The following is a 25,772-nucleotide window of genomic DNA, read 5'->3' on the forward strand; positions in this document are numbered from 1 at the left end:
GATTTTAGGACTGAAAGGATCATGGTTTTATTTGGAGAGATAGCTGTATGTATTCTAGCGATAAGTAGCTAGAACCAAAACCTTTGGTGCACGCTGCGCGTGCGCCAAAGGTTTTGGTTTTTAATGTTTAATCGCATCCAGCTACTTACTCATTTGAAAATTGCTAAGTAGTTAAGCATAAGTAAACTTAAAAACCAGATTGCCATGCTGCCCACGTAGTGGGCAGCATGGCAATTTATAACTATGCAGAGCTACTTATAGCTTGATTTTGCTGTTACATTGTTTTTGTTATCGTGGTTTTCATGTACAGCGTTCGTAGATTTTATGGCAAAGCAAGGGCAGCAACAGCTAGATTTTTGGTCGGAGTCGGATGGGGGGAAGATCATTCCGACTTCATTACACACGGAAATGCAGCGATCTTACCTAGAGTACGCCATGAGTGTGATCGTCGGTCGTGCTTTACCTGATGCCCGTGATGGACTCAAGCCTGTGCATCGTCGCATTATCTATGCAATGCATGAGCTAGGACTCTTGCCCGATCGCCCTTTTCGGAAGTGCGCCCGTGTAGTTGGGGATGTATTAGGTAAATATCATCCCCATGGCGATCAATCGGTTTACGATGCCCTTGTGCGTTTAGTACAGGACTTTTCTAGCCGTTACCCCTTGCTAGCGGGACATGGCAACTTCGGCTCGGTGGACAATGACCCTGCGGCGGCGATGCGTTATACCGAATGTCGCTTAGCCGCGATCGGTAACGAGGCTCTGCTAGGGGAAATTGAGGAAGAAGTTGTTGATTTTGTCGATAACTTTGATGGCTCCGAGCAGGAACCTGCGGTATTACCTGCCCAGTTACCGATGCTATTGCTTAATGGTGCTACGGGAATCGCTGTGGGCATGGCAACGAATATCCCACCCCATAATTTGAATGAAATTGTCGATGGCGCGATCGCTCTGATCGACAATCCCAATTTGCCCGATGATGATTTACTCAAACTCATTCCTGCTCCTGACTTTCCCACAGGCGGAATCATTATGAATGCGGATGGTGTACGTGAGGCATATCTGACAGGCAAAGGTAGTGTGACCATTCGCGGTGTCGCATCTGTGGAGCAGCTAGGAGGTAAAGGTACAGGCAAGCGCCAAAAACAAGCGATTATCGTCACCGAGTTGCCCTATCAAGTGAATAAATCGGCATGGATCGAGAAAATTGCCGAATTGGTGAATAACAATAAAATTGATGGCATTTCTGATATTCGCGATGAAAGCGATCGCCGTGGAATGCGGGTTGTTATTGAACTTAAAAAGGATATTGTTCCCGCCGTAATCATCGATCAGCTTTATCGCCAAACGGCTCTGCAATCTAACTTTGGCGTGATTCTGCTGGCATTGAAAGGTTCTCAACCAAAGCAAATGACTTTGCGGGAATTATTGCAGGAATTTCTGGAATTTCGCGAAGAGACTTTATCGAAACGGTTTCGTTATGAACTCAAGAAGGCTCAGGAAAAGTCCCATTTACTCGAAGGATTAGTGCTAGTTCTGCAAGATCTCGATCGCCTAATTAGAATTCTCCGATTTGCCAATAATAGCGCCCTAGCTAAAACGGATCTGCAAACGGAATTTGCCCTTTCTGAAACCCAAGCAGAAGCTATTCTCTCGATGCCTTTGCGTCGTATCACTGCCATTGAGCAACAAAAGATCCGCGAAGATTTAGACGCATTGCAGCAGCAGATTGCTAAGTTAGAGAAATTGCTAAGCGATCGCCGCGAGTTAATGAAATTCCTCAAAAAAGAATTGCGCGATCATAAAAAACGCCATAGCGATCCCCGCAGAACCCATCTAGCATGGCAACTATTAGAAAATCATCACAATGCAACTCAAAATGCAGTTGAGCTTGAGGTGACTGTTGAAACAACCGAACCTTCTTCTAAGCCCAAAGGCAAAAAAGGCGATCGCGCTATTCAGCAAACCATAGAAACTGAGCAAGTTACTGAAAAAGCTCCTGAGAAAAAATCTCGCGTCACTAATACCAAACAACCTCAACCCGTTGAAGTTCCGCTCATCTCCTTAACTACGGAACTAAATATTCCCATTGCTGAGCCGCAAGATATCACTGTCCAACTCACCCACAAGGGCTATATCAAGAGCTTTGAGAATAATAGCAAAGCTGCTCAATTGGTGGATTTGAATGATGATGTAACGATCGCATCCTACGACACCCGTAGCGATCGCGAAATGGTGGTATTAACCAATTCGGGCAAAGCCTTCCCCCTAAACCTAGCCAACATTCCCATTGTCAAAGGCAAAGGAAGGGGCACACCACTAATTACACTCTTGCCTGATAGTAGTGAGAGCCTTGTTTCGCAATTTGTCTGGGAAAAGAATCCTGAATCAACGGAAGGTTTAGTTCTCCTATCTAGCCAAGGCAAAATCAAGCGATCGCCTCTTGCGGAGTTTGCTGATATGACCGCTCGCGGATTAATTGCCGCTAAATTCAAAGAAGATGATTCTCTATTCTGGGCTGATGTGGTGAGTTTAGAACAGGAACTGGCGATCGCTACTTCCGCAGGTCGTATCCTCCGACTCAAAGCCGATGAAACCCAAATCCCCACGGTCGGACGCGCCGCCGCAGGGAACATTGCTTTACGCTTAGGTAGTACGGAAACCCAAATTGGGGTATCTGTATTAGACCTAGCCAATAACCCCAGTTCAGAACTTATCCTCATCACTGCCGAAGGTTTCGCTAAACGTATTGCAGCAGCAAATATCAGGGCTGCCGTGCGTGGTGCGATCGGTGCTCAATGTTTTAAATTCCAATCGCGCACCGATAAATTAGTCAGTATGGTAGCGATCGCGAAGCCTCGATTAGATTTACCTGTAACATTCTTGATTGGTCAAGATAATGACCTTGGTTTACGCACCGTGCAAATGCCTTTAGGTGCAATTCCTCTAGAAGTGCCCAATAGTCAAGGACGCTCAATATTTGCGGGTGAAAGTGACCTAGTGCGATCGGAAAGAGTAATCCGCGTAGTAACCTAAACAAATAGACTTAACCAATAGATTTGCCACTTCGTAGCAAATCTATTGACTTTAAACTGAAATTGTTATGCCATACATTCAGTTCAAAACCTTGGAATCAGTTGTCTCTAGCTTTGACCTTAATGTTGAATATACTGCTCACCTGTTTAGTCAGACACCACCAATTACGCCCAGCGATCGCCTTAAAGAAATTATTGATGAAGGGCTAGATCTTGCGATCGCTACGAGCACTGAAAAAGCACGTTCTGAGTTGCTAATCATTCCTATTGGCGATTCCTGAAACTCGATCAGCAAACTGTTCACATAGATTTAACCGAATATTTTATCAATCAACTCGATTTGATTTTAGGTATTCTCGCCCTTCCTTTTCAGACATGATAAAAAAACAAACCCAGACTACTGTGCCGCACAGTAGTCTGGGTTTTAAGTTTAACTACTTAACGTGAGTTCGGGATAATTTGAAATGAGCTTTGAGAGATGGTTTGCATAGCTTAACCCAAACTGACGTTACTTAATACGAATTTATACTGATGATATGTTGTAAATAAGGAAAACCAGATAAAATACATATGCTTTTCAATCAAGTGAAGTAAGGTTTTGTTTTCCCATCTTTGATGGGAAAACAAAACCTTACTTCACTAGCCTGATAAAGGCTTATACATTTATAAACTTCTTTTGATACTTGTCCTATGACCCTAAACAAAGTTCATCTAGTGGGACGTGCAGGACGCGATCCTGAAGTCAAATATTTTGAATCTGGTAAAGTGGTTTGCAACTTTACACTAGCTGTCAATCGCAACACCAGTAACCGTGATGAACCACCTGATTGGTTTGACTTAGAGGTATGGGACAAAACCGCTGAAATTGCAGCTAACTATGTCAAAAAAGGTAGCTTAATTGGCGTATCAGGAGCATTGAAGTTCGATCGCTGGACAGATCGCAACACAGGGGACGAACGCCAAAAGCCCGTTATTCGCGTCGATCGCCTTGAGCTACTGGGTTCCCGCAAAGATAATGAAGCGGCAAGTGGTGGTGGCAGTGGCTACGATGATGACTTTTAAATCTAAAGACTTTGCATAACAAGTTACATTGCTTTGCGCTGCTTTGAAACCCATAGAAAACTTTGAAAACTCGGCTTAGCCACGCTTTCAAAGTTTTCTATGTACTACAGGCTGTATTTGGTTTTTATACGGTTAAATACGGTTTTCCTACTCGAAAATCTTTGAGCACATCAGTAAAAATATATTTAGAGAATTACAGATGCAAGGAATCCGATTATGTTTAACATTGGTGAACTCAACTCCAGCAACAACCTTTTGCTTGATTACCTCAAAAATCAATCGCCCGAAACATTAGCCACAGTTGCCCAGTCTGTCAGTCCTGAAGCTCAACAAATTATTAGCCAAAACATTCAAAATTTGCTAGGTATCCTGCCACCATCAAATTTCAATGTCAGCATTACTACCGATCGCGAAAACCTAGCAGGCTTAATTGGTTCAGCGATGATGACAGGTTACTTCATCCGCCAAATGGAAACAAGAATGCAGCTAGATCAATCACTAGCATCTATCGAATAAAAAAGCGGCGCTATGCGCCGCTTTTTTATTTATGCTTGTGGTGAAAACGGATGCCTAGGAAGATGTCGTAGATAAAACCAGCTAAATCAGGCATCTTGAACAGTCCGAGAGTTTGCGGAGAACCATTGGCATCGAGTAGTGGCTTCATTTGGTAATAGGCACTCTCGTAGTAATACCAAGGTACATTTGGCCAGAGGTGATGTACGAGGTGATAGTTTTGACCCAGCAAGAGGATATTTAGAAATCTACCAGGGTAAACTCTGGCATTCTTCCAGCGCGATCGCTCAACGAAAGGACGATGGGGCAGATAATCAAAAAATAAGCCTAACAAGAGTCCCATCACTGCGGCGGGTACAAACCAGAAGTTCATCATATAGCCCAAGAATCCGTGGTAATAGCCAAAGATGATCATTGCCACAACGATTGCGCGACTGATTGCCCATTCCAACAATTCGTAATTACGCCAGAGACGACGTTGGAAAAAGAAAATTTCATGATAGAAAAAGCGGGCAGCAATCAACCATAGGGGACCACCTGTAGATACGAAATGGTCAGGATCATCCTCTTCATCATTCACATGGGCATGGTGTTGCATGTGAACTCGGGTAAATACAGGAAACACAAAGCCTTGTAAGATTGCCGAAATATGTCCGATCGCTGCATTAACAATCCGATTGGGATGAGCCACACCATGACAAGCATCATGGATTACGGTTCCCAGTACATAGAGCGACGAAAAATTACAAACAAATACGAGCCAGTGATCCCAGCCCCATACCCAATACCCTGTAGTCGATGCGGTTGCTAAAACAATCGAACCGAGTAGCAGTAGTACTGTTGGATTAAATCCCTGCGCTGCACCCATCAGACCGATTGGAACAGTTAGGGCGTTGCCCTGCTGCTGCATTGGTGTCACTCCTTCCTCAATTTCCTATCTTTATTTAGTATGTATGCGGTTTGGTTTTGCTAGAGCCCAAACTCAAATATATTCAAAAAATATATTTTATTGTTGCGTTTTATTACAGATTTTATTATCACCTATGCTACCGACAATAGAGCGAGATTGCAACTAGCGAAAAATCGTCACCATGACCACAATATCGTTAAGTATTATGAAGTTGGTATCTTTTGCGCTAAATAACCATGCAACTTGCTTCTACCCAACGTACTAAGCTTGACAACTCCGATGACGCATTGTTTTATGAATATCCACGTTTTGTCACCCATGTAGATGATCGCTTTATCGATCATCTTACCGATCTATATCGTCAGAGGTTACAGCCAAATACGCGCATTCTTGACCTGATGAGTAGCTGGGTATCGCATTTGCCGACAGAAATAGAATTTGCCCATGTAGAAGGTCATGGCTTAAATGCGGAGGAGTTAGCCCGTAACCCGCGTTTAAATCACTACTTTGTCCAAGATTTGAACAAGCAACAACTATTGCCCTTTGCGGATCAGTCCTTTGATGCCGTATTAAACACTGTCTCGGTGCAATATTTGCAATATCCTGAAGCCGTATTTGCTGAGATTTATCGCATTCTGAAAGTCGGTGGAATTGCGATTATTAGTTTCTCGAATCGGATGTTTTATCAAAAAGCAATTCAGGCATGGCGTGATGGCTCTGAAAGCGATCGCACCAAGCTGGTCTACAAATACTTTGCCTCAGTTCCCAAGGGTTTTGCCAAGCCTGAATTAGTAGCAAACGTACCGCCTAGTTCACCGTTTTTAGCAATGCTAGGGATGGCAAGCAGCGATCCGTTTTATGCTGTAGTAGCAACTCGTTGTAGTTGATATATATCGCAAGCTTCGTATGCCCTGTATATCTAGGTAAAGACTAAAAATGGCTAAACCATTTTTAGTCTTGAAACCGCTTACTGGGTTTGGTTTTTAATTCACAAAAGTGTGGTCACACCTTCGTGAATTGGTTTAAAAGGATGAATGGAATGACTGACGTTTTAATAATTGGTGGTGGCATTATTGGCTTGGCAACAGCGATCGCCCTTTCACAAAAGGGAGCCAGTGTCACTGTTGTTGAGCGCGATATTTGTGGGCAGGGCGCAACATGGGCGGCGGCGGGAATGCTCGCTCCTGAAGCCGAGCGCCTTGAAGGAGCACTCTTAGAATTTGGGATTCGTAGCCGCGATATGTATCCGCAATGGATTGCTAATCTGATGCGCTTATCAGGGCTAGATTGTGGCTATTGGTGCTGTGGCATGATTGCCCCCAGCCTTGAAGAAAGCGATCACCAAATAATTGCTAAACACCCTCAATACATCAGCCGAGAGGAATCCCATAAACGTCAATCAGGATTAGGTGAAGCGGTTTTAGGTTCTCTCTGGCTACCAGAGGATGGGCAGGTGAATAATCGCAAACTCACACAGGCTCTATTAACTGCGGCGCGATCGCTATCGATCAAAATCCTCGAAGGTGTCACCGTATATCAAATTGTCCGCGATCAGCAAAGAGTTACCCATCTTGATACCAGTGTTGGTAACTTGCAAAGCGATCGCTATGTTTTGGCAACGGGTGCATGGACGCGATCGCTTTTGCCTTTACCAGTTAAGCCCATCAAGGGACAGATGCTATCGGTATTTGATCGCGATCGGCAATTGCAGCGCGTTATCTATGCACCCAGTTGCTATATCGTGCCGCGACAAGATGGCAAGATCGTGATCGGTGCAACGGTCGAAGATAATGGCTTTGAGCAGGGTATTACTGCCGCAGGTATTGCACAGTTATTAAATAGAGCGATCGCTGTCTATCCTGCGATCGCCAATATGCCCATCACTGAAACATGGTGGGGATTCCGTCCCCATGTCCCCAATGAGATTCCTATTTTAGGAGCTAGTAATTATGAAAACTTAGTTTTGGCAACAGGACATTATCGCAATGGCATTCTCTTTGCACCGATTACAGCAAAGCTAATTACCGACTTCATTATCGATGGCATCACCGATCCTATTTTTCAATAACTTTGTCATTAGCGTGAGCTTCTTTACCCACATTGACTATAAAATAGAAACTATTATTTTTATAAAAAATTAATTTTAATATCGCTTATCAACTAGACTTATGTTTAGACATAGCAATGCTTAGTTATATTGTTGTTTTAAATAACTTGCAGATGGTCTTCGACTTCGCTCAGCCCTCGGTGTAAGCTAGCTGAGCGAAGTCGAAGCTGTAGTTTTTATTTGCATTATCTATATGAGTAAAAATTTGCGTCACCTATACTAGTAATTACTTGTGATTTGGGAATAAGAAAATGCAAATCGCCTTAAAGCCAGAACAGGAAAAATTTATTCGCGACAAGCTCAAAGATGGTAAATACCAAAGTATTGATAATCTACTAACATTTGCATTTCAGCTTGTAGAGGAGTACGAATCCAAACAACAAAAACTGAGTGAACTACGCGCAAAAATTGCAGAAGGTAAAGACCAAATTAAACAAGGCAATGTTATTGATGGAGAGCTAGTATTTCAGCAGTTGCAAGAAAATCTAGACTGCATCATTCAAGACTAAGTTTTATGTCTAATTACTCTTTTTCAAAATTAGCAGTTCGAGATTTGGATGAGATCTGTAGATTTATCGCGCAGAACAACCTCAAAGCAGCTAGCAGATTATTTGATGAAATTCGGAAAAAATGTAAGTTGATTGCTGATTTCCCTCATATGGGAAAAAGTTACGCTTGGATTGATGATGATTTGAGAGGCTTCATCATTAGTGAATACATCATATTTTACTATCCACGCACAGACGGGATCGATATTGTACGGGTGATTTACGGGAAACGCGATTTTAAAGCCTTGTTTGAAGAAGATATTTTAGATGAATAATTGGACAATATGATGATTGGAAATCCACAAAATAAAGAACATGAGCAACTCTTACCACCAGGGGAAATGGGATTGCCAATCCTCGGTCAGACTTTACAGTTTCTGTTCGATCGCAGTTTTCCTGATAAACAATATGCTAAGTACGGTGCAATTTCTAAAACAAACCTACTAGGTAAACCAACTATATTTATGATGGGTTCCGAAGCTGCGGAATTTGTATTGTCTAGCCATATGGAATGCTTCTCTTGGAAAGAAGGCTGGCCAGACAATTTCAAAATATTGTTAGGAGAATCCCTGTTTTTACAAGATGGTGAAGAACATCGTCGGAACCGTCGTCTCATGATGCCAGCATTTCATGGTCAAGCATTGCATGGCTATGTGTCCACGATGGAAGAAATCACACAGCGATATCTAGCAAAATGGCTCGAAAAAGGAGAATTTACTTGGTTTAATGAGTTCAAGAAGCTAACCTTTGAGATTGCCAGTGAGCTTTTAATTGGTTCTAAGGCTGGCGATGAGGCTGAAGTTGAGAAACTTAGCAAGTTATTTGCAACCCTAACCAATGGCTTATTTGCGATCGCACCATTCAAGTTGCCATTTACGACATTGGGTAAAGCTCTCAAGGCACGCGATCGCCTATTACAACATCTCACTAAAGTTGTAAAGGAACGACAGCAATATCCTACCCATGATGTTTTGAGTATGTTGACTCAAGCACAAGATGAAGATGGCAGCCGCTTTAGTTTAGAGGAACTCAAAGCACAGGCAATGCTGATGCTCTTTGCAGGACATGAGACTACAACTTCGATGCTGACTTGGTTTTGTCTAGAGCTAGGTCTCCATCCTGAAGTTCTAGAACGTGCTCGCCAAGAACAATTCGCTCTTGCTAAGACAGGGAAATTAAATCTAGAGCAACTAGGGCAAATGACATACCTAGATCAAATTTTGCAAGAACTAGAGCGGTTGCATCCTCCCGTTGGTGGTGGTTTTCGTGGTGTTGTTAAACCCTTTGAATTTAATGGCTACCATGTTCCTAAAGGGTGGCTAGTTCTCTATTCGATTATCGTTACTCATAAACAGTCGGATATCTATCCGAATCCTAAGCAGTTTGACCCTGATCGCTTTAGTCCCGATCGCCAAGAGCATAAGCAGAAACCCTTTAGTCTTATTGGCTTTGGTGGAGGTGCACGCATTTGTATCGGTATCGCCTTTGCCAAATTAGAGATGAAAATTATCGCAGCACATCTACTTCGTGGTTATGAATGGGATATTTTGCCTGATCAAGACCTAGAGCCTTTTCCAATTCCCACTCTCCGTCCTAAAGATGGACTTAAGGTGAAGTTCAGACGTTTATAAGCCCAAAAGATGAGTGGCGGTGCAAAGCACCGCCACTCATCTTTTGGGCTTACGTTAGGTTCCTTTCACTCACGCACCTTGGGAATCTGTCCTTTTTTGAGAATATCGATTACAGCAGTGTGACGCTTGAGATCATTTTGCACTTGTTCATAAATTGTGCGATCACTACCTTTTAAACCGATTACGCCATATAGGCGCACATTGCCAACCCGACCTTTGAGAGCATGTTCACCAAAATCGACTACATCAATCTCATCTTTGACAATTTCATACAGAGCACTGGTAATGACAATATCTGTACCTAAATCCTTAGTCATGCCTTCAACACGACTCGCCACATTTACCGTATCTCCGATAACTGCATACTCAAGGCGACGAGTGGAACCAATATTCCCAACGGTAACTTCACCATAATTAATGCCAATACCGTTAGAGAAGGGAATTTTATTATCCTCTTGCCAAACCTTGCGAAGTTCAAGTAATACAGCACGCATATTCAGCGCTGCATAGATCGCATTCATCGCATCAGCTTTCTCTCCCCGCGAGACTGGCGAACCAAATTCCGCCATAATCGCATCACCGATAAACTTATCAATCGTGCCTTGATATTCCAAAATTGCATCCACCATACCTGCTAAGTAAGTATTCAGTTGTTGAATCAATAATTTGGCAGGTAAGCGGCTAGAGAGAGTTGTAAATCCACGAATATCAGAAAAGAGTACAGCCGCCTTCAATGTACGACCTTCCAAGAGATCGCGAAAACTATCGGGTTGATTAACAATCTCTTCCACAATTGGCGCGGCAACATAGCGCTCTAGAGTACGACGGAGGAGAATTTTATCAATCTGAGCTGCAATTGAACCCGTGGTGAGTAATGCAATGCCATTGAATCCGATCGCGATCGCAGGGAGTGCTACGGGCAAAATTGTACTGGTATAGATGAAACTGACATAGCCAATGCCTAGCCATGCGATCGCAATCCCTAAAGCCGTTAAGATTTGAATATTAGGGCGCTTGATCAAACAGAGTATCCCGCCTGAAACCCCCACTAACACAAATACAAAAATAGATTGTTGTAAAGGAGTGGAGAATAATTCCGCCATACTCTTGCCCTGCATGAGTGTAGCGATCGCATTGGCATGAATCTCAATCCCCGTCATTCTTCCCATCGCCGAGTTTTGGATATCCTGTTTAGATGCTGCCGTTGCTCCAATTAAGACGATTTTATCTTTAAAAAATTTACCCCCCTGAAGTTGCTCACTATTCCAATTTTCAGGATCAACTACAAAATAAAAGGGAATCTGTTGTTGAGCATTTGACCATGTATCAGCGCCCCCAAAGAAATAGATTCCATCACCTTTCGGTTTTGGATAATTCACTTTGGCAGTATTCAAAATAGAAGCAGCAAAAGTGGGAATTATCGGTAGACCGCTATCGGCGGGAGCTTGAACTCCTAATCGATGAATATTACCTGTTACTTCAGGTTGGAAATTAATCAGTCCTAAGGTATTTGGTTTAATTTGAAAAATTGACTCAGGAGAGGCAAGTTGTAAAATACGCGCTTCACCAATCTGGGACAATTCATAGCTAGCGGCGAATACTGCTTGCTCTCCATATTTGGTAATCGCCTTTTGCAGCTTGTCATCATCGGCAGCACCGTGATCCCCTGGGGTGACAAATAAGATATCAAAGGCAACTACTTTCGCACCTGCTTTAACCAATTTTTCGAGAACTTGAGCATAGACTACACGCTTCCAAGTAGTAGTCCGAAATGGTTCTAGAAAAGGACGGGTTTTAGGATCATAAAACTCGCCTTGACGTAGGGAAAGATCATCGATCGCCAAAATCACAATATCCTTAGGAGGGGCAATTGTCCCGCGCCAGTTAAAAAATGTAGATTGAGTTTGTCGTTCGAGGGTCTGCACTTCATTGAGTCCCAATCCTGTAGCGATCGCACTTAAACTGGCGATTACCCCTACCAATGCATAGCCAATAAACTTAGGACTTGACAAAGCTTTTAATTGCTTCTTGAAGTTGGCTAACATGGTAATCTCTCTCAAAAGTGAGTACTATAACAAGCATTATTAACAATTTACCGTCCTAACTTGCAAATTTTAAAGCTAGATTTGTATTAACTTAAAAATTTCATCTAAGATGGGTAACGCAATGCATCACTCATCCTCAAAAACGATTGACACCTTAAAAACACCAAAACATTAGGCAGTATGCCCCATCCTATTTATCTGACGAAATCCGATCTCAAGACTGCCCGCAGTTGCTCAACTAAACTTTATTACAAGAAATTGGGCTATCCAACGGTTGATCGTGTTGATGCGTATACCAGAATCTTAGGGGATGGGAATTTTATCATTAGTAAGATTGGGCATTTACTCTATCCTGAAGGCATCTACATTTCTGCAAATCTCAACTCCGATGAAAGCATTGCCAATGCAGCCCAAGAAACAATCTCCTATCTACAACAGGAAAATGTAGTTCTCTTTGAACCTGTTCTCTATGCGTCGTATAAACTTGCCCGTGCGGATATTCTGGTTAAACAGGGAGATCGCATTGAAATTATTGAAATTCGCTCCAAGGGCTTTGATAGTACTGCCCATGATGACTTAGTCAAATATCGCAATCTCTCTCTCTTTCGCAATAAGCGTACTGGTCAAGTTGGGGGTGAATGGAGATATATCATCGAAGATGTCGCCTACCAAGTTGGTATTTTGCAAGAAATGCTGACGACATCTCTACCCACTTTAAAAGCCGAAATTCATCCCTATTTGCTAGTGCCCGACAAGGCGAAAACCACTCAAATCGATAATCTCGCCTCTTATTTCCAACTTCAGCGCATCTCCACCCATCGCAATTCCTTTTCCAAATTTAATGGAATCACTGTGCAGTTCACAGGCGATCTCCAAGCAATCCAAAATGATCAATTACTCACTAAAGTCAGCATTGCCACAGAAGTATCTGAGCTAGTTACATACACTATTAACTCAGCCCAGAAATATATTACCTACCTAATCGAGCAATCACCTGAACTCTTTGCCCCGCTTAGCAAAAGCTGTAAAAGCTGCGAATATCGGGCTAGCGATCGCGATCCGCGTGATGGATTTAAGGAATGCTGGGGCGATCTTGCCGATGTGGAAAATCATGTCCTAGAACTCTATCAAATGGGGAGAATCGGTGGACATGAAACACCCTTAGTCAATGAATTGATTCAGCAAAAGAAAGTGAGTATGTTTGATGTCCCTCCTGAGGAACTGAATGACTATACCTATAGCTATCGACAACTGATTCAACTAGAATATACCCAAAAGAATAAGGAATGGATTTCTGAACATCTGCCGAAGATTGTCCAGCAGGTGGAATATCCCATTCACTTTATAGACTTTGAGACCTCGCGCATGGCAATTCCCTACCGTGCAGGGATGCGCCCCTATGAGCAGGCTGCCTTTCAATGGAGTTGTCACACAATTCCTGCTCCCGATGCGGCTCCTATTCAATCTGAATGGGTCGATCTCGACAATGTTTTCCCCAATTTTCAATTTGCCGAATCGCTGATGGAATGCTTAGGCGATCACGGCACAATTTTGACATGGGCAACCCATGAAAATAGTGTCCTGCGCGATATTTACTACCAAATGCAAACCTATGGCTATCACAATCCCCAATTGCAAACATGGTTAGCCAATACCGCGAAACTCGGCAATAAGGGGAAATCGCATTTAGTCGATATGAATGCGCTCACTCTCAAACATTATTTCCATCCCTTAATGAAAGGACGCACTTCCCTAAAATGTGTTTTACCTGCAATTTGGAAAACTAATCCTTACTTACATGAAATCCCCTACTTCCAAGAATATTATCGTGAAGTAGATAGCGAAATCCTCAACCCCTATGACGTTTTACCTCAGTTGAAAATAGGAGATCGCATTCAAGTTGTGAATGAAGGTGCAGGAGCAATGTTAGCTTATCAAGACTTGATGTATGGCGAGGTGCGAGATCTCAGCCATGCAGATCCATCTGTGCGATCGCAATGGAAAGAACTACTTTATCAATATTGCCGCCTTGACACTATGGCAATGGTAATTATTTGGACACATTGGCAAAAACTATGCCGCAAGGTCTAGAGCAATCCTAAATGCTTTGTGGAAGTGCACCCCGAAGGGGGGCGCTTCCACAAACCCCAAAATCTACAAATGATTTAGGACTGCTATGGGACTTGACGAGAAAAAAGATGCCACCGAGTTTGTATTATGGTTTCGACTTCGCTCAGCCAACGTTGGCTGAGCGAAGTCGAAACCGTAGGTACTTTAATTAATCGCAAGTCCCTATACATTCAAGCTTGACGGCAAACACCTAAACTTCTATAAAATATTCAACTAATTGTCACAACTGCAACTAATATTGGGTAGTCTGGTTTAACCCCAATTCACGAAAGTGTGCCATCACTTTTGTGAATTAACAAAAAACATCAAGGATTTTAAAACCACAAAATGGTTTTGCCATTTTGTGGTTTGGTATAACTCATATTGAAGGCGCTGCAATGAAGAGAGTTCGATTTTGGATTGCTATTTGTCTTAGTTTTTTACTAATTCTGATTACTCAGCCATTGATCGAGAAATTTACTCCCATTGCGGCACAGATTCCTTTTGTGCCTGCTGTTCAGCCGAGTATTCAAGGACAGGACAAACCCGAACTACAACCCTTTGAAGAAGTCATCAAGGATCACGAAAAGTTACAGGGACTATTCACACTCTACCGTCACAAGGAAACAGGCAAAACATTTGCTGAAATTAAACCCGAACAGCTTGATCGGAATTTCCTCGCAGTGATGACCCTTGAATCAGGGCTGGGTGAACGGGGACTCTATCGTGGCATTCCCCTCAATGATCTCATTTTCAACTTTCGGCGACAGAAAAATACTTTACAGTTTGTTGTACCTAACACAAACTTTCGCGCTCAGTTGGGCGATCCGCAGGAGCGATCGCTTAGTCAATCCTTCAGTGATTCAGTTTTAATTTCTTTACCAATTCGCAGTATTCATCCTAAAACAAAATCTTTTCTAATTGACTTAGATCCCTTGGTTTTAAGCGATGTTTTACCTAATTTGAGCAGAACCCTATCTGCTCGAATCGGTGGTGCTTTTATGCCCGATCCTAGTAAATCCTATTTCAGTAATGCTCAAACATTTCCCCAAAATATTGAACTAGAATCCGTCTTCGGATTTGTAGGCAATGCATTACCCAAGGCAGATTTTAACCTTCCTGATTTAGAGACCCTACCCGATAATAATGCCTTCACGCTCAAAGTTCGCTACAGTTTGTCCCAACTCCCTAGCCAAAATGGCTACCGCCCACGTCTTGCCGATGAGCGCGTTGGCTATTTTGTCACTGCCTACCAAGATCTATCGAGAAATTCTGGAAATGTTCCCTTCATTCGCTACATCAATCGTTGGCACTTAGAAAAACAAAATCCGAATCAGCCAATTTCTCCACCCAAGCAACCGATCACTTTTTGGATTGAGAATACAGTTCCTTTAGAATATCGCAGCGCAGTCCGCGAAGGTGCGTTAATGTGGAATAGTGCCTTTGAGAAAATTGGATTTAAAGATGCGATCGTGGTCAAGCAGATGCCCGATCGCGCAAATTGGGATCCAGCCGATATCCGCTACAACACGATTCGCTGGTTTAATTCTGTGGATGCCTTCTTTGCAATGGGACCTTCGCGAGTTAATCCCTTAACAGGTCAAATTTTGGATGCTGACATTATCATTGACAGCAATTTAATTCGGGCGGTGAAACAGGGATATGGCAGCATTGCTCAAAATAATTGGCGAAATATGCCTTTCATTTCTCGACTCACTGGCAATAATGCCCCCTGTAGCTATGGAATGGATGCGCGGATTTTAAATTATGCCAAGCTGGCGAGGTTGAAAAATCCAGCGATCGCCGCCGTAAATAATACCAACACCATCAATCCCCATAACCTATTTATGTCCAGTGCCAATGACCTCTGTTATGGCATGGAGGCAGTGGAGCAGTTTAAATTAGGGGCAATGTCACTGTCACTATCTGAGAATGTTTTGCCAAGTAGCGATCGCATGAAGGAATATATCAATCAATTTGTGCGTGAGGTGGCAGCCCATGAAGTTGGTCATACCCTCGGTCTCCGCCATAATTTTCATGGTAGTGGAATGCTATCCCCTGAGGAGCTAAATAATCCTGAGATCACCCGTAGTCGTGGCTTATCCGCTTCGATCATGGATTATAACGGGGTGAATCTTGCGCCACAGGGAACCAAACAGGGTGACTTCTTTACTAGCAAAGTTGGTGCATATGATGAATGGGCGATCGCCTATGGCTATACACCCATCAATGCGATCGTGCCTGCGGGTGAACTCAAGGAACTCAATAAAATTGCAAGTCTTGCGCCAAAGCCCGAACTTGCCTATGCCCCCGATGAAGATGCCTTTGCCAGACTTGACCCCCTAACTCAAGCCCATGATTTGAGCAATGACCTGATTACCTATGCCCAGTGGCAGTTTGATAATGCAAGGAGTATGTGGCAACGTATCGAAAAGCGTTATCCGGGGAAAGGGGAAAGCTTTAGCGATACAGAAGTCGCTTTTAATCAAGTATTTAACCATTATGCTTCTAATTTATTTGCCATAGTGCCTTATGTCGGTGGTCAATCCTTTAATCGTTATCGTTCTGGTGATGCTTTAGGGCGGCTACCCTTTGAAGCCATTCCTGTGACCAAGCAACGGGAAGCCCTCGCCACCATCCAAAAAAATCTCTTTGCTGCCGATTCCTTCAACTTTTCGCCAACATTACTAAATAAACTCACTCCTTCGCGTTGGTTGCATTGGGGAACTAATACTCAATTTTTTGGACTCGACTATCCAATTCATGAACAAATTCTCTATCTGCAAACCTTTGTTTTGAGTGATTTGCTTTCTTCTAATCGTCTAGAGAGATTACGGGATATTGAACTTAAAACTAGTGCTGGTAATGCTCTCACACTACCTGAGTTATTTGACAATTTACAGCAAAGTATTTGGACAGAAGTGATGACTCCCACTAGTGAAGTTCCGCAAATCTCTAGTTTGCGCCGATCGCTTCAGCGTCAGCATATGAATTTATTAGTTAATCTAGCGTTACGCAATCGCTTTTCCTTTGACAAGGTTGATAATTTTCTTGATCTAGTGGTGGGTATCCGCACTAGCAATCCACCCGAAGATGCTAGAACCCTTGCATGGTATCAACTACGTCAACTACGCGATCGCCTTGCCAATGTCCTACGCGATCGCAGTGATAAGCTCGATATCTATACCAAAGCCCATCTCGAAGAAACAAGCGATCGCATTAGCAAAGCGATCGATGCCAAATTACAAGCTCAATAGATCTCTTGATCACTCACTAAGGCTCTTGCGGATAAAAAATGTCCCACCAAAGTTATAGTTGTTTTAAATAATTTGCAGAGGGGCTTCGACTCCGCTCAGCCATCGGTGTAAGCTAGCTGAGCGAAGTCGAAGCTGTAGTTCTTATTTGAATTATCTATATCTAGCTTTGACTTCGCTCAGCTAACGTTGGCTGAGCGGAGTCGAAGCCACAGGTACTTTAATTAGGGGGGCGCTTTGCGTCCCCCCTCTGTGGATATGGCGATAGCATCTTAAACATCAATCACAACCTTACCTTTAGGAAAAGCCACACAACAAAGGATATAACCAGCCTCAACTTCTGCTGCTTCCAAAGCTTCTGGATCGTATCCTTCCATTTTTACTTCTCCTTCTAATTTCACTTTTTTGCAGCTACCACAACTGCCAACACGGCAGCTATTGCGGATTTTGACACCTGCCTGTTCCGCAACTTCGAGGATTGATTCTTCACCATCACATTTAACCTCTTTCCCCGATTTTCTAAACACCACAGTGGCAGCAGATGCTTTACTTGTCTTGGGTGCATTGGGTACATAACTAGTAACAGGCATCGCTTCTTGTGGTAGCTGTAATTTGCCTAGCCATGCTTTTATGCCAAATGCAGGAGCTGGTTCGCTAGGTACTGACTCTGCTGACGCTGATTTGGATGGCTTTTTCGCACCTCCAAAACTCTCTTCGTGATATTGCTGCATCGGAAAGCCGATCGCTTCTAGCAAGGATTTTGTACTTTGCATAAAGCTTTCGGGACCACAGACAAATACAGTGCGATCGCGCCAATCAGGAGCAATCATTTCCAGCATCGCAGGAGTCAATCTTCCGCGCAGTCCCATCCATGACTCCTGTGGGGCAAGGCGAGTTACCGTCACTGCTAAATTAAACTTAGGCGATCGCGCTGCCATCATTTCTAATTCTTGATGACAAATAATATCCTGTGGACCACGCGCACAATGGAAAAACACTACATCACAATCTGCATGGGTATCATAAATCCATCGTGACATCGACAGCATGGGGGTAATACCACTACCAGCTGATAGGAATAATAGTTTTTGTGAAGGATATTCAAAACAAGTAAACTTCCCAAATGTGCCGCTAGCTTGAATTTTAGTACCAACCCTGACATTATCATGCAACCAATTAGAGACTAACCCCATCGGAACTGTTTGGTCTTCAGGATTTGCCGATGGCACTCGCTTCACCGTAATCTCTAGGGAATGGGGACGGGAAGGTGTTGAGGAAATGGAATAGGAACGTAATACTTCCACACCATTAATTTCCAGTTCTAATGTAATAAACTGCCCTGGTTTATAAGTAAAGAGACTAGGAGGATTGGTGACAAAACTAAAGGTCTTGACATCAGCAGTTTCCGCAATCACATTAACGCATTGTAAATCGAGGCTTCCCTTTGTCCAGCGTTCAATTTGGTTAGGGTCAAGGCTGGCAAGGGGCATATATTGACTAGGTTCTATGGCAACCACCTTTGGAGGCTGTTCATTGGCAACCACTTTTGGAGGCTGTTCATTCGCTAGTTTCTCTATGGCAATAGGACTAACTTGAGGAGCATCTAATAATTGAGCAATTGATGGTTCAGTAGGATCTTCCTCGTCGTCTGAAGGAGGGACTATATGCAGATGAATGCCGATTTCTTCGATCAAGATCGTAAAGTCACCCATGTGAATAGTGTCGTTAACGGCAAGACGCAAAGCCCGAAATGCCTCAAGGGTAAAATTATTCACTTGTGAGCCATTAGTACTACCTAGATCAACAAAGAAATATTGATTTTCTTCAAAATAAATTTTGCCATGCTCACGGCTGACGGTAGCATTCCCCAAAACGACATCACAGTGGGGCGCACGACCAACCAAAAAATCAGTCTTTTTACTAGTTTCCGTTGATAGTTGAATAGGAGGCAGTTCTTGAGGAATCTTGGTATTAAAAATCCTAAGTTTTAGCATGAAGTTTCCCTCAATAATAATTCTTCAATATATGTACTCATTGGAAAACAGTTTATGATTACTGACTCAGAGGCATTGGTGACGAAAGCATACTTTGGAGAGAAGTACTGACTGAGATCAGCAAATGTTGTGTATATAGAGGATCTTCACGCAGTGCTTGCATAAATACTTTGGCATTAATCGCCAAGATCAAGGTCTCAGGGGATGTGGCGATCGCTAAATTAGTAAATGGCTTTTGGGTTAATACCTCCAATTGTCCAATCGTTTGATTAGGAGCGATCTTTTTGACACGCTGACGGCGATCGCTACCCGTAGCACGAATCTCAACAGAGCCATTGATGACTGCCCAAATAGTCTTGGGCAAATCGCCTGTTTGATAGATTACTTCATTCGGTTGGTAAACCTTTACCTCGGCATATCTGGCAATCTCCGCAAGGGCATCGGTTTGGATTGGACGAAACAGACTATTACGGAACAGTAGCAAAAGTTTCTCAAAGGTATCGACACCTTGATTATTTATAGAATTTAACAAGTTGGTTGCCAAGTTGTCACTTGATAGATCTGCGGATACCTGAGATCGATCTTGAGAATTATGTTGATTGCTCCTAACAACTATGGCTGCTTCTTCAGACAATAATGTATGCGGATAGCGATCACTCAAAATCTGTTGAGCCTCGACCCTAGCTTTGGGCAAATCAATTTGCTTCAAGGCATAGAGACTACCTGTGTGGACTAAAGTATCAGAATCTTCCATTAACTGAACTAGTACCGTAAAAACCGATTCCCGACTCGTCGGTGATAAGCGAGATTCTGCAATATCTGTAATCGTATTCAAAATTGCGATCACCTGTGGTGGTAAGCGATCGTGCCAAGGTAGATCTTCAGTTTCGTCATGGAGGAGATCGAGTAACAGATTTGCGGCAAGCCCTTTGTGGGTAAGTGCTTCTAGATTCTTCGCAATTTGATAGGCTTCAGGCACATCACCAAAGATTTCCAGAATGCGAAGTAATTTGATGATCAGCGATCGCTGACGTTGTTGCAACTTAAATACAAGTAAACTGACCACATCTACTGGTAGATTGCTAGCCCGTTGCAGAATATGTGTATGGCGTGTAAGGGTTTGCAGTTTTTGATAGGCATCCTGTGCGGTTGTGTCCAACAGGCTACCCTGCTTGCAAATACTCGCTAAAATATCCGTCTCCTCCTGTGCTGTCACATTGTATTCCTGTCGAAAAGCCAAAATCTGTGCTTCTTTCAGTTGCATAGATTTGTTTAAAGGCAAATCGCTCTCCACCAGTTCCCGCAACATTAGTTCCAAAGAGTGACGATATTTACCTAAGCGCGATTCATTCTCTTGCATAATTTGGCGAGAAGGACTAAGCAACTCAACATCATTAATCCCCAATTCACCAAGAATGTGATTATGTTCTTCCTCATTAATATCTAGCTGTTGACGCATCAGATCGAATACTTCTAGACTGCTCGAAGAATTGATATTGCCTGCGTTCAAGGCTTCTTTGAGCACATCCTTATACATTTGTACCCGCTTTTCATGGGTGAGATCTGGAAGGGTTTTGGCAAGTACATAGACTTCATCGGGTTTCAGTTCAGCAAGTGATTGCCCTTCCAATACCTTAGAAAAATCAAAGGCAAACTTACTAAGTTGTCGGCGCAAACTTGCCGCTAAACTCTCACGGGCATACATCTGTGAAGATCTGCCAAAAGTGCGATAAAACCACATCGTCGAAGCAATGACGGCAAACCAACCAATAAACTGTTGCTCAAATGGTGGTAGCCATCCCAAAGTAGGATTTACGCCCATCCAAAACAGCAGATTAAAGGAGATAAACGCGCATAGAGTAAAGGCTCGATGTTGGATTTGCGAGGCACTGACTGCGAAATTGCGCCGCTTAGCATAACGTTTGTAAATACGTTCTAATCGTCTCCCAATTACATAGGTCAACAATGTGGAAGTAGTTAGAGTTAAGGGAACCGCTAAAATTTTAGGAATAGGAATCGCCTGTCCAGCAATATAAAATCCCGATTGAAAAAGCATGGCAAATTGATTTGTTTCGCCCCATACACCCCCAGCTAAAAAGTTGGGATTACCAGAATACAAGGTGAAATAGGCATAGAATCCAATCACTAAGCCCACATAACCGTAATAAAGCAATTTGCGATCGCTACGATTAATCCCATCCCAATAGGCACGTTCCGCATCAATATCAAAACAAGGCGACTGACAACTGACACAAGCGCTTTTCTCCTTACCAGAGCGATCGACTGTACGGCACATCGATTGCGTAATCCCCGATTCTTGATTCTGGTGCGCTTCGCTTGCCATTAATCCACGCGGGCCAGTATAGACATTTTGCACGGGAGCCATTGGGCAAAAATATTGACACCAAGATTTACCTGCATAGAGAAATCCGACGGTGATCGCCGTAAAGATGGTGATACATAAAAAAACACCGAGGGCAAGGCGATCAGAGTTTACAAATAGCAAGCGTACATTTAAGCCGAGAAACAATAGCCCAAATTGCATGTATAGGGAATTGCGCCCCAACCATGAGTTTTTAGCGATTACGACAGGTTCCGATCTCATAGTATTCGTGAGCGGATCGACACTACGACGGCGACGCTGCCATCCTAAAGCTCTGGGAATTTGTGACAAAAACATCAATGGACAAATACGCCGCCAAGCCTCATGCCCGAAGACTAGCATCATAAATATCCCAAGAGGAACAATCATCCCCCAGAAAATTCTTGCTCCCATGGCATAGGGGGCAAGATCATTGCAAAAATTCTGAAATTGCACACAACCCAATTCTTTCTTGATGCGAAAGGGGCTGAGTAACATATGGGGATCATTCGGATCAGTCAAATGGTGCGATATGGGGTCATAAAACATCGAAAAGATTAAAATTAACCATCCGATCGCCAAAAGCCATCGAACATAATGCATCTGTTTTTCTGATACTTTTTGCCACATGGAATGAATTCACCGTCAATAATTGTTTCCTCATAGCAAATAGATGTATTTAATCGTTATGCGCCCTCATAACATATTCCCGAAAATCACACTTTAAAAATTTAAAACCACTGCCTAGAGAAGGTTGGTAGTCCTAAAAAGGAAAGGATTTATTGTGGTAAGGGATTTGCTATAAATTAAAGTACCTGTGGCTTCGACTCCTCTCAGCCAAAGTTAGCTGAGCGAAGTCGAAGCTAGATTTTGGTGGGACATTTTTTATCCGCAAGTCCCTAATTGCTTACCATTTTAAAAATATGGATTAGCCTGAATACTGCCCAAAAATATAACTAAAAATAACTTTTTATCTAGAACATGTCGTGCAGCATTTTGTTTCTAGATATTTAGCAAATATTTCCTAAACATTTACCAAATAAATATCTAGTGCTGTTGAATAACTTAAAGCTTGCCTTAGACTGAAGAAGCGTTATCAATAAGTTGCTCTATGGCTTCCCCTGTCCCTTCTTCCAACAAATCTGAGACACTTCAAAATTTGAAGCATTGGCTGCTGGCAGGCAGCCATCAACCTAAAGACAACTCCGACAAACACAACGAACCATCGCATAAGCACAGCGATAAGCATAGCTGGTGGCAGGTGATGTGTTTAACAGGGGTGGACTATTTTTCTACCCTTGGATATCAACCCGGAATTGCTGCGGTTGCCGCAGGAGCCTTATCACCGATCGCTACTTTGATCTTGTTGCTATTAACTCTATTTGGGGCATTACCGATTTATCGCAAAGTTGCCACCATTAGTCCTAATGGCGAAGGTTCCCTCGCGATGTTAGAGCATTTACTGACATGGTGGCAGGGTAAGCTATTAGTCCTTTGCTTGCTGGGATTTGTAGCAACGGACTTTATTATCACCATTACGCTCTCAGCCGCCGATGCCACTGCCCACATTGTGGAAAATCCCCTAGTACCCGAATTTTTTCATGGGCAAGTAGTCCCCATCACCCTAGTGCTCATTGCTTTGCTAGGTGCAGTTTTTCTCAAAGGTTTTCGTGAAGCGATCGGCATTGCCGTCATTTTAGTAGCTGTATATTTGCTACTGAACTTGATTACGGTATTTGTTGGACTTCAGCATATATATAACCAACCCGCAGTAATTAACAATTGGCAAAATGCGGTCTTTGCGAATAATCAAAATCCATTGATGCTATTAGGAATTTCGATCTTGGTATTCCCAAAACTCGCCTTGGGACTATCAGGATTTGAGACAGGTGTTGCTGTGATGCCCTTAGTAAAAGGATATAGCGACGATAGCGAACAGACACCCAAGGGACGGATCAAAAATACTCACAAGATGCTAGCTAGTGCGGCTTGGATTATGAGTTTTTTCCTCCTCACAAGTAGCATTGTCACCACTTTTTTGATTCCTGCGGCAGAGTTTGAGACAGGTGGCAAAGCTAATGGTCGGGCCCTCGCATTTCTAGCACACCAGTTTTTTGGTGATATTTTCGGAACTGTCTACGATCTGAGCACCATTTCAATTTTGTGGTTTGCAGGTGCATCGGCTATGGCGGGGCTATTAAATATCGTGCCACGATATCTTCCTCGCTACGGTATGGCTCCCAACTGGACATTGGCAGTTCGTCCCTTGGTTTTGGTTTATACCGCGATCGCCTTTATTGTCACCCTAATTTTTCAAGCAAATGTGGAAGCTCAAGGTGGAGCATACGCTACAGGAGTATTGGTACTAATGAGTTCGGCGGCGTTTGCTGTAACCTTGGCATCCTATAAACAGCGTAAACGTACCGAAGTAACCTTATTTGGCAGCATTACAGTTGTTTTTATCTATACGACGATCGCTAATATTGTCGAAAGACCAGATGGTATCAAGATCGCAGCAATTTTTATTGCCATTATTGTCATGACATCTTTGGTGTCGCGCGTTTGGCGATCAACCGAGTTACGAGCAGACACCGTAGAAATGGACGAACTAGCTCAAAGCTTTATTCAAACTAGTCCCGAACATACAGTACGGATCATTGCCCATCGTCCTAATCGTGGAGATGAACTGGAATATAGCCAAAAAGAACAAGATACCCGCCAAGAACATCACTTGCCCGTTGACGATCCCCTGATTTTCTTAGAGATCAAGGTTTCCGATCCCTCTGAATTTGCGGGAACGATTTACATCGAGGGGTATCAGGTGGGTGAACATCGCATTTTGCGATCGCGCGGTGCGGCTGTGCCCAATACGATCGCCGCAATTTTGTTTGAGATTCGCGAACGAACTCATAAATTGCCCCATGCCTATTTTGGCTGGGCTGAGGGTAATCCACTCCAATACTTGATGCGCTTTATTTTGTTTGGCGAGGGTGATATTGCGATCGTTACCCGTGAAGTGTTACGCACCGCCGAAAAAGATCCCAAACGTCGTCCGGGAATTCATGTTGGCGGCTAGCATTTAAAGCTTGAAATATAAAAGCAAAAGCCTGTAGCGCAAGCTGAGCTTGCGCTACAGGCTTTTGTATAGTTAGCAGCATACCCATAAGGCTATGCTGCTAACTATTTTTTGCCAACTGCTATTATGATGTATCTGGATTTAGGGTAAATATCGTGACTCAACGTACAGCAAGGCAATGGATTATTAACGGTGTTTTAATCGTAATTACGCTCTCGTTTCTAGGCGTATCGATCGCACCATTGATCGGCGGTCTCTTTGCCCCACCTACTCAGCAAGCCCAAGCTACTAATCCTAATCAAAACACCTCCGAACAGGATCGTATTAAAATTCAGATCGAGGGCTTTGAAGCTGTACTCAAAAGCGATCCTAAAAATCAAACTGCACTCATTGGGTTAGTCAATCTCAGAAATCAATTAGGCAAGGTTAAAGAAACGATCGAGCCATTGCAAACTCTGTCCGATGCTTTTCCAGATACTCCTGAATATCGGATGACCTTAGCCAAAACCTATCTCGAACTCAAAGACACCAAAAATGCGGCGGCGGAATATCGCAAGATTTTGACGACAAAACCTGGGTATATTCCTGCATTACAAAGTGTCGTTGGACTTGAGCTAAATGACAAACGCCCTGAAGCAGCGATCGGACTACTCCAAGACACCCTTAAAACCGCAGAAACTGCTAATAAAATCCAAGCCAATGCTGTAGATACTGCTTCAGTACGCTGGATTCTCGGTGAAGTTTATCGCCAACAAAATCGCCTTGATGATTCGATCGCTACTTACGATCAAATGATTAAAGAAAATCCTAAAGATTTCCGTCCCTACGTTGGTAAAGCACAGCTAAGACAAGTTCAAGGCAAGGATGATGAAGCAAAGAAACTCTTTGATAAAGGTCTAGAACTAGCTCCTGCTGATTTTAAAGATGAAGTTAAGCGCCTCGCAGCCCTCTCTCCACAAAAACAACCCTTTACCAACTCCACTCAAACACCTAGCTCTACTGATTCTCCAACCAAAAAGCCATAAAAAGTCATAAGACTATAAAAAGCCTTAAAAGTAATGTAAATGACATCATGTTTGGCATCATCAGTCAAAAATGAAAATACTCACAACTTTAAAAAATTACT

The 25,772-nt window shown here is 43.0% G+C and carries 17 protein-coding genes; 13 read left to right on the forward strand and 4 right to left on the reverse strand.

Translation table 11 applies throughout. The features are described from left to right. Positions 1 to 324: 324 nt before the first annotated feature. From HC246_RS16730 to HC246_RS16745, 4 genes are all read left to right on the forward strand, one after another. Positions 325 to 3,036, forward strand: a complete 2,712-nt coding sequence (locus HC246_RS16730; RefSeq protein ID WP_169364370.1) for a DNA gyrase/topoisomerase IV subunit A — start codon at positions 325 to 327, stop codon at positions 3,034 to 3,036. A 67-nt stretch (positions 3,037 to 3,103) separates the two neighbouring features. Continuing rightward, positions 3,104 to 3,316, forward strand: coding sequence for a hypothetical protein (locus HC246_RS16735; protein WP_211167732.1), 213 nt, complete (start codon positions 3,104 to 3,106; stop codon positions 3,314 to 3,316). Between the two features lie 409 nt (positions 3,317 to 3,725). Continuing rightward, positions 3,726 to 4,097, forward strand: coding sequence for a single-stranded DNA-binding protein (locus HC246_RS16740; protein ID WP_169364371.1), 372 nt, complete (start codon positions 3,726 to 3,728; stop codon positions 4,095 to 4,097). 216 nt (positions 4,098 to 4,313) lie between these two features. Next, positions 4,314 to 4,613 carry a DUF760 domain-containing protein gene (locus HC246_RS16745; RefSeq protein ID WP_169364372.1) on the forward strand — a complete coding sequence of 100 codons (300 nt, stop codon included), beginning with the start codon at positions 4,314 to 4,316 and terminating at the stop codon, positions 4,611 to 4,613. Positions 4,614 to 4,638: 25 nt separating this feature from the next. Here HC246_RS16745 and crtR read toward each other — a convergent pair whose 3' ends face one another. Then, positions 4,639 to 5,520 (reverse strand): beta-carotene hydroxylase, encoded by an 882-nt coding sequence (gene crtR / locus HC246_RS16750; protein ID WP_169364373.1) that lies wholly within the window; start codon positions 5,518 to 5,520, stop codon positions 4,639 to 4,641. Positions 5,521 to 5,756: 236 nt separating this feature from the next. On the opposite strand from crtR, the gene HC246_RS16755 reads away from it, so the two are divergent. From HC246_RS16755 to HC246_RS16775, 5 genes are all read left to right on the forward strand, one after another. After that, entirely contained in the window at positions 5,757 to 6,407 is a 651-nt protein-coding gene (locus HC246_RS16755) for a class I SAM-dependent methyltransferase (RefSeq protein ID WP_169364374.1), read from the forward strand. Positions 6,408 to 6,559: 152 nt separating this feature from the next. Then, positions 6,560 to 7,588 carry a glycine oxidase ThiO gene (gene thiO, locus HC246_RS16760; protein ID WP_169364375.1) on the forward strand — a complete coding sequence of 343 codons (1,029 nt, stop codon included), beginning with the start codon at positions 6,560 to 6,562 and terminating at the stop codon, positions 7,586 to 7,588. Positions 7,589 to 7,878: 290 nt separating this feature from the next. Next, a complete protein-coding gene (locus tag HC246_RS16765) occupies positions 7,879 to 8,136 on the forward strand; it encodes a ribbon-helix-helix domain-containing protein (RefSeq protein WP_169364376.1) in 258 nt (85 codons plus the stop codon). A gap of 5 nt (positions 8,137 to 8,141) precedes the next feature. Beyond that, positions 8,142 to 8,450 carry a type II toxin-antitoxin system RelE/ParE family toxin gene (locus tag HC246_RS16770; RefSeq protein ID WP_169364377.1) on the forward strand — a complete coding sequence of 103 codons (309 nt, stop codon included), beginning with the start codon at positions 8,142 to 8,144 and terminating at the stop codon, positions 8,448 to 8,450. Positions 8,451 to 8,459: 9 nt separating this feature from the next. Next, entirely contained in the window at positions 8,460 to 9,806 is a 1,347-nt protein-coding gene (locus HC246_RS16775) for a cytochrome P450 (protein ID WP_225902972.1), read from the forward strand. Positions 9,807 to 9,871: 65 nt separating this feature from the next. On the opposite strand, the gene HC246_RS16780 is transcribed toward HC246_RS16775, so the two are convergent. Then, the gene (locus HC246_RS16780; RefSeq protein ID WP_169364378.1) at positions 9,872 to 11,851 is read right to left on the reverse strand and encodes an adenylate/guanylate cyclase domain-containing protein; all 1,980 of its coding nucleotides are present in this window, start codon (positions 11,849 to 11,851) and stop codon (positions 9,872 to 9,874) included. 180 nt (positions 11,852 to 12,031) lie between these two features. Here HC246_RS16780 and HC246_RS16785 point away from each other — a divergent pair, with 180 nt between their 5' ends. Beyond that, on the forward strand, positions 12,032 to 13,942 hold the full coding sequence (locus HC246_RS16785; RefSeq protein WP_169364379.1) for a DUF2779 domain-containing protein: 1,911 nt from the start codon (positions 12,032 to 12,034) through the stop codon (positions 13,940 to 13,942). A 416-nt stretch (positions 13,943 to 14,358) separates the two neighbouring features. Beyond that, positions 14,359 to 17,217, forward strand: coding sequence for a zinc-dependent metalloprotease (locus HC246_RS16790; protein WP_169364380.1), 2,859 nt, complete (start codon positions 14,359 to 14,361; stop codon positions 17,215 to 17,217). Positions 17,218 to 17,486: 269 nt separating this feature from the next. On the opposite strand, the gene HC246_RS16795 is transcribed toward HC246_RS16790, so the two are convergent. Together HC246_RS16795 and HC246_RS16800 are read right to left on the reverse strand one after the other, a co-directional pair. Further along, entirely contained in the window at positions 17,487 to 19,208 is a 1,722-nt protein-coding gene (locus HC246_RS16795) for an FHA domain-containing protein (protein ID WP_169364381.1), read from the reverse strand. Positions 19,209 to 19,266: 58 nt separating this feature from the next. Further along, complete coding sequence (locus HC246_RS16800) at positions 19,267 to 22,200, reverse strand: cyclic nucleotide-binding domain-containing protein (RefSeq protein WP_169364382.1); 2,934 nt, start codon at positions 22,198 to 22,200, stop codon at positions 19,267 to 19,269. A 481-nt stretch (positions 22,201 to 22,681) separates the two neighbouring features. Between HC246_RS16800 and HC246_RS16805 the strand changes: the two genes are divergently transcribed. Then, positions 22,682 to 24,646: an APC family permease gene (locus tag HC246_RS16805; protein ID WP_169364383.1), complete on the forward strand. Its 1,965-nt coding sequence runs from the start codon at positions 22,682 to 22,684 to the stop codon at positions 24,644 to 24,646. A 155-nt stretch (positions 24,647 to 24,801) separates the two neighbouring features. Then, positions 24,802 to 25,671 carry a tetratricopeptide repeat protein gene (locus HC246_RS16810; RefSeq protein WP_169364384.1) on the forward strand — a complete coding sequence of 290 codons (870 nt, stop codon included), beginning with the start codon at positions 24,802 to 24,804 and terminating at the stop codon, positions 25,669 to 25,671. The last annotated feature ends 101 nt before the right edge of the window (positions 25,672 to 25,772 follow it).

This window comes from Pseudanabaena yagii GIHE-NHR1 (assembly GCF_012863495.1).
GTDB lineage: Bacteria > Cyanobacteriota > Cyanobacteriia > Pseudanabaenales > Pseudanabaenaceae > Pseudanabaena > Pseudanabaena yagii.